General features: G+C 69.9%; 8 protein-coding genes. 2 read left to right on the top strand and 6 right to left on the bottom strand.

All coding sequences use genetic code 11. The features are described 5' to 3' along the window. The 4 genes from ACFTZL_RS40575 to ACFTZL_RS40560 form a co-directional block, all read right to left on the bottom strand. The coding region (locus ACFTZL_RS40575; RefSeq protein WP_382594284.1) for a MetQ/NlpA family ABC transporter substrate-binding protein at window positions 1-358 on the bottom strand (358 nt) is incomplete at its 3' end. A gap of 64 nt (window positions 359-422) precedes the next feature. Further along, on the bottom strand, window positions 423-1130 hold the full coding sequence (locus ACFTZL_RS40570) for a methionine ABC transporter permease (RefSeq protein WP_311124735.1): 708 nt from the start codon (window positions 1128-1130) through the stop codon (window positions 423-425). Beyond that, window positions 1127-2161 carry a methionine ABC transporter ATP-binding protein gene (locus ACFTZL_RS40565; RefSeq protein ID WP_382594280.1) on the bottom strand — a complete coding sequence of 345 codons (1035 nt, stop codon included), beginning with the start codon at window positions 2159-2161 and terminating at the stop codon, window positions 1127-1129. Before ACFTZL_RS40565 ends, ACFTZL_RS40570 begins: the two co-directional genes overlap by 4 nt. A 378-nt stretch (window positions 2162-2539) precedes the next feature. Next, on the bottom strand, window positions 2540-3190 hold the full coding sequence (locus ACFTZL_RS40560) for an HAD family hydrolase (RefSeq protein ID WP_382594277.1): 651 nt from the start codon (window positions 3188-3190) through the stop codon (window positions 2540-2542). 69 nt (window positions 3191-3259) lie between these two features. On the opposite strand from ACFTZL_RS40560, the gene ACFTZL_RS40555 reads away from it, so the two are divergent. Next, window positions 3260-3619, top strand: a complete 360-nt coding sequence (locus ACFTZL_RS40555; RefSeq protein ID WP_382497708.1) for a hypothetical protein — start codon at window positions 3260-3262, stop codon at window positions 3617-3619. Beyond that, a complete protein-coding gene (locus tag ACFTZL_RS40550) occupies window positions 3600-4028 on the top strand; it encodes a hypothetical protein (RefSeq protein WP_382594274.1) in 429 nt (142 codons plus the stop codon). Before ACFTZL_RS40555 ends, ACFTZL_RS40550 begins: the two co-directional genes overlap by 20 nt. A gap of 69 nt (window positions 4029-4097) precedes the next feature. Here the strand turns inward: ACFTZL_RS40550 and ACFTZL_RS40545 are convergent, their stop codons facing one another. Together ACFTZL_RS40545 and ACFTZL_RS40540 are read right to left on the bottom strand one after the other, a co-directional pair. After that, window positions 4098-4595 carry a GNAT family N-acetyltransferase gene (locus ACFTZL_RS40545; protein WP_382594291.1) on the bottom strand — a complete coding sequence of 166 codons (498 nt, stop codon included), beginning with the start codon at window positions 4593-4595 and terminating at the stop codon, window positions 4098-4100. A 57-nt stretch (window positions 4596-4652) separates the two neighbouring features. Continuing rightward, a complete protein-coding gene (locus tag ACFTZL_RS40540; protein ID WP_382594287.1) occupies window positions 4653-5135 on the bottom strand; it encodes an RNA polymerase sigma factor in 483 nt (160 codons plus the stop codon). Window positions 5136-5143 lie beyond the last annotated feature (8 nt).

Raw genomic sequence — 5143 nt, 5'->3', positions numbered from 1 at the left:
AGTAGAGGCCGAGCGGCTCCAGGTGGACCGTGACGACGGGCACGATGTCGGTGCCGTTCTTCTTGTTGAAGTCGTCGAGGTACGGCTGGTTCTGGAAGTAGTTGGCGCCCACGGAGCCGTCCTGCGTCGCCGTGTTCGGCGTGACGTAGTCGGTGAACTCCTTGACCTGCAGGTCGAGGCCCTCCTTCTTCGCCAGGTTGTCCTTGACGTAGGTGAGGATCTCGGCGTGCGGGGTGGGGCTGGCGGCGACGATCAGCGGTCCGTCGGAGCCGGAGTCGCCCGCGCCGCAGGCGCTGAGCCCGAGGGTGAGGGCTCCGGCGGCGAGAACGGCGGTGGTGATCTTGGCGGTGTTACGCACGAAAAGTGCCTTTCCTTATAAGCCTTGAAGGTGGTGCGACCCCGTCGTGGGTGAACGGGGAGTCTCAGGAGGCGGCCTTCAGCAGCCTGAGCTTCGGGGCGGGGCCGGAGTGGGCGCCGCGGCGGTGCAGGGAGCGGGCCGCATAGTCACCGGCGAACTGGATGACCGAGATGACGACGGCGAGGATCGCGACGGTGATCCACATCAGCTGGGTCTCGAAGCGCTGGTAGCCGTAGCGGATGGCGATGTCCCCGAGACCGCCGGCGCCGACCGTGCCCGCCATGGCCGAGTAGCCGATGAGGGCGACGATCGTGGTGGTGGTGCTGGAGATCAGCGACGGCAGGGACTCCGGTACGAGGACCTTGCGGACGATGGTCCAGGTGTTGCCGCCCATGGACTGCACGGCTTCGACGAGCCCGTGGTCCACTTCGCGGACAGCCGTCTCGACCAGGCGCGCGAAGAACGGGATGGCGCCGACCGCGAGCGGCACGATGGCCGCCTCGACGCCGATGGTCGTCCCGGTGATGGAGCGGGTGAAGCCCATCAGCGCGACCATCAGGATGATGAACGGCAGGGAGCGGGCGATGTTCACGATCTGCCCGATGACCTTGTTGGCGGCGAGGTTCTGGAGCAGGCCGCCGCGGTCGGTCAGGACCAGCAGGATCCCGAGCGGCAGTCCGCCGGCCACGGCGATGAGCGTGGACCAGCCGACCATGTAGAGCGTGTCCCAACACGCCTGTTCCAGCAGAGGCTGCATCTCGGACCAGGTCACTTGACACCCTCCTTCACCAGTTCGGACTCGTGGCCCAGGACGTCGATCTGCAGGCCCTGCTCGCGCAGGAACCCGATCGGTACGACGTTGTCCTCGTAATGGCCGGGCAGTTCGATGCGCATCCGGCCGACCTGGAGGCCGCCGACGGTGTCGATGGCGGCGCCGAGGATCGATATGTCGATGTTGTAGGTGCGGGCGAGCTGCGAGATGACGGGCTGGGTCGCGCTCTCGCCCTGGAAGGTGACGTCGACGACGGTGCGGTCGTCGCCGGAGGCCTCGCCGCCGACCGGGAACAGCGCGGAGGCCAGTTCGGAGCCGGGGGTCGCGAGCAGTTCGCTGACCGTGCCCGACTCGATGACGCGGCCGTTCTCCATGAGCGCGGCGGAGTCGCAGACCGACTTCACGACGTCCATCTCGTGCGTGATGAGCAGGACGGTCAGGCCGAGCTGCCGGTTCAGGTCGCGCAGCAGCGCCAGGATGGAGCGGGTGGTCTCCGGGTCGAGGGCGCTGGTGGCCTCGTCGGACAGCAGCACCTTGGGGTCGCCGGCGAGGGCGCGGGCGATGCCGACGCGCTGCTTCTGGCCGCCGGAGAGCTGCGCGGGGTAGGCGCCCGCCTTGTCGGCGAGGCCGACCAGGTCGAGCAGCTCCAGCGCCTTGCGGGAGCGTTCCTTGCCGGACTTGCCGAGGATCTCCAGCGGCAGTTCGACGTTGTCCTGGACGGTCCGGGAGGACAGCAGGTTGAAGTGCTGGAAGACCATGCCGATCCGGCTGCGTGCCTCCCGCAGTTCCTTTCCGGCGCGCGGGCCGCGGCCGGCCAGGGCGGTGAGGTCCTGTCCGGCGACGGTCACGGTGCCGGAGGTGGGGCGTTCCAGCAGGTTGACGCAGCGGATGAGCGAGGACTTGCCGGCGCCGGACTGGCCGATGACGCCGTACACCTCGCCTTCGCGGACGTGCAGGTCGACGCCGTCCAGGGCGGTGACCTCGCGGCCGCGTGAACGGTAGACCTTGGTCAGGTCCGTTGTGGTGATCACGTGGGTTTCCGTCACTGTCGAGTGCGCGGGCGTGGGTGTGCCCGGGCACAGATGCGTTCGTTCAGGGACGCGACACGGTTCTCGCTGGGGCGGGGAACCGGGGAGAACATGCGCGCGGGGCGGCTCGGCTTCTCGCACGGCTCAGGGCGTGCGGACCTGCCGCTGTCTCGCTTCGGGGCGCGAGCTCAGGGGGTGGTGCGGGGGCCCTCTAGAAGGCGCACATTCGACACATACAACGAGCACCGGGCGTCATGGTCGCCTCGGTCGCGGGGATGCGGTCGCTCGTCGTGGTCATGTCGCCAGTAAAACACGCGTACGGTCCTGACAGTCACGCCGCTGTCCGGATGCTGGACAGCGGTGAACAGGGGCGGGAACGCGTCAGCCGCGGAGGGAGATTTCCACCCCCTGCTCGGTGACCAGTGCGGACAGGGCCGACAGGTTCTCGACGACCAGGTCGGCATCGAGCTCGTGGGCCTGGTGGGTTGTGGTCAACGCCACGGTGGTCATGCCGGCGGCGCGGCCGGCCGTCAGACCCGCGGGGGCGTCCTCGAAGACGACGCAGTGGGCCGGGTCGACGCCGAGGGTGCGGGCGGCGAGCAGGTAGGGCTCCGGGTCGGGCTTGCCGCGGGTGATGTCGTCGGCGGCGACGAGCGTCTTGGGGAGGATGCCGACGGCGTCGAGCCGCGCCTCGGCCAGCCGCCGGGTGGCGGAGGTGACGACGGCCCAGCGCTCGGCGGGCAGGGAGTCGAGGAACGCGCGCGTCCCGGGCAGGAGGTGCACACCGCCGTTGGGTACGTCCTGCACCTCCAGGTCCTCGATCCGCGCGACGGCCTGCGGCACGATCTCGGCGGGCAGCAGGTCGGCGGCTATCTCGACGGCCGGCCGGCCGTGCAGCTCGACCCGCGCGAAGTCCTCGGCCGTGATCCCGTACTCCGCGGCCCACCGCGTCCAGCAGCGGTCCACCGAGTCGAGGGAGGAGACCAGGGTTCCGTCGTTGTCGAACAGCAGGGCCTGCGCGTGGATCTTCATGGCCTCGACCCTACGGTGCGGGCCAGGGCCGGAAGCATCGGGCCTTTTCGGCCGTAATAAGGTCGCAGCATGCTTGCTGCTCTGACGCTGGTGACCGGCGTCGCCGCGCTGCTGCTCGCCGCTTGGTGCGGCTGGGCGGCCTACCGTGACCAGCCGACGAAGGACTGGCACTTCATCGGGATGGCCGTGGTCACCCTGCTGTCGCTGGTCCAGCTCGTGGTGGGGTTCGTGCTGCTGGCGCAGGGCGAGAAGCCGGAGCAGGGCACGACGATCTTCGTGGCGTATCTGCTGGGGGCGTTCGCGTGTGTCCCGGCGGCGGGGTTCATGTCGCTGGCCGAGCGCACCCGGTGGGGCTCGGTGACGGTTGCCGCCGGCGGTGTGGTGCTGGCGGTGCTGGAGGTGCGGCTCTATGACATCTGGGGAGGCTGAGGTGAGCCGGCAGCGGCTGATCAGCGGGCCGGGCACGCTGCTGGTGTGGCTGTACGGCGTGATGGTCGTCGGGGCGGTGTCGCGGTCGGCGTATCAGATCGCGACGGAGTTCGACCGGGCGCCGCTCGCGTATGCGCTGTCGGCGGTGGCGGGGCTGGTGTACGGGTTCATCACGTACTCGTTGGTGCGGGGTGGGGAGACTGCCCGGCGGGCGGCGCTGGTGTGTTGTGTCGCGGAGTTGGTGGGTGTGCTGACGGTGGGGACCTGGACGTTGGTCGAGCCGTCTGCGTTTCCCGACGCGACCGTGTGGTCGGACTTCGGGATGGGGTACGTGTTCATTCCCGTGCTCCTGCCGCTGACCGCCATCTACTGGCTGCGGAAGGGTGCGCCTCGGGAGGATGCCGCCTGAGGTTCGTCAGGCGGCCGCGGGCCCCAGGTGGTTGCTCGCGCAGTTCCCCGCGCCCCTGAAGGGCGAAGATCAAGCCGTCGCTGCGTACGTACCCGCCGGCTTCTCCAGGACGATCATGGGGATGCCGTCGGCGCCCTGGGACGTGCCCACCGTTTCGTAGCCCACCTTGCGGTAGAGGCGGAGGTTGCCCTCGTTGCGGTGGCCGGTGTGGAGGCGGAAGCGCTTGGCGCCGTGGTGGTCGGCGAGGGCGGATTCGGCCGCGCGGAGGAGGCGGGCTCCGATGCCGTGGCCCTGGAGGCGCGGGTGGACGCAGAGCTTGCCGATCGCGGCGGCGCCGTCCTCGGTGACCGAGCCGCGGACCGAACCGACGACCTCGTCGCCGAGCCGGGCCACGAAGACGCAGTCCCGGGTGACCTCCTCGCGGACCGAGTCGAGGGTTTGGACGAGCGGGTCGATGCGGTAATTCCCGTACAGCGCCGCTTCCCGCTGGAAGCACAGGTACTGCAGCCTGAAGATCTGCTCCGCGTCCTGCCCGGTCGCCGCAGAGATGGTCACGCTCATGCCCATGTGCGCACGCCTCCCGCTCATCTGATCACCTGTCGTTCCTCACTCCTATCCCCGTCCTCAGCGGGCCGCAACCTCCGGCGCGAGCAATCTGCGCAGACATCCCAGGCATCTGGAACGTTCCGGGCCAAGACTCCCCTGTGACATACCCAACTCCCCTGCGATTTCCCGGTATGTCAGGTCCTGCGGGGAGAGCAGGGCCTCCATCAGCCGGGGGCAGCGGCCCGGGAGACGGCGCACGGCCGCGCGCAGGGCACGGCCGCGGGCCGCGGCGAGGGCGAGCTGTTCGGGGTCGCACTCGCCGTCGTCGACCGGTTCGCCGGCGTACGGCCGTTCGAGGCGGCTCGTACGGCGGGTGCGGCGGGCCTCCGAACGGACGGCACGGCGGAGCCATCCCTGAGGGTCGAGCGGCGGGTCGTCGGCGTCGAGACGCTCCAGCAGGCGGAGCCAGACCGCCTGCTCCAGGTCACCCGGCTCGGTTCCCGCGGCATATGCCTCCGCGGATGCCTCGGCGGTGAGCAGCGGGCTCAGGGTGGTGACCAGGTCGGGTG

Source organism: Streptomyces sp. NPDC056948 (assembly GCF_042674225.1).
GTDB classification, from domain to species: Bacteria; Actinomycetota; Actinomycetes; order Streptomycetales; family Streptomycetaceae; genus Streptomyces; species Streptomyces purpurascens.
This window is presented reverse-complemented; position numbering and strand designations above follow the sequence as displayed.

What these genes read in the sequence shown, in the direction of transcription:
- ACFTZL_RS40555 (WP_382497708.1), top strand. Translation starts at nt 3,260, where the DNA reads ATGCTTGCTGCTCTGACGCTGGTGACCGGCGTCGCCGCGCTGCTGCTC.
- ACFTZL_RS40545 (WP_382594291.1), bottom strand. Translation starts at nt 4,595, where the DNA reads ATGGGCATGAGCGTGACCATCTCTGCGGCGACCGGGCAGGACGCGGAG.
- ACFTZL_RS40560 (WP_382594277.1), bottom strand. Translation starts at nt 3,190, where the DNA reads ATGAAGATCCACGCGCAGGCCCTGCTGTTCGACAACGACGGAACCCTG.
- ACFTZL_RS40550 (WP_382594274.1), top strand. Translation starts at nt 3,600, where the DNA reads ATGACATCTGGGGAGGCTGAGGTGAGCCGGCAGCGGCTGATCAGCGGG.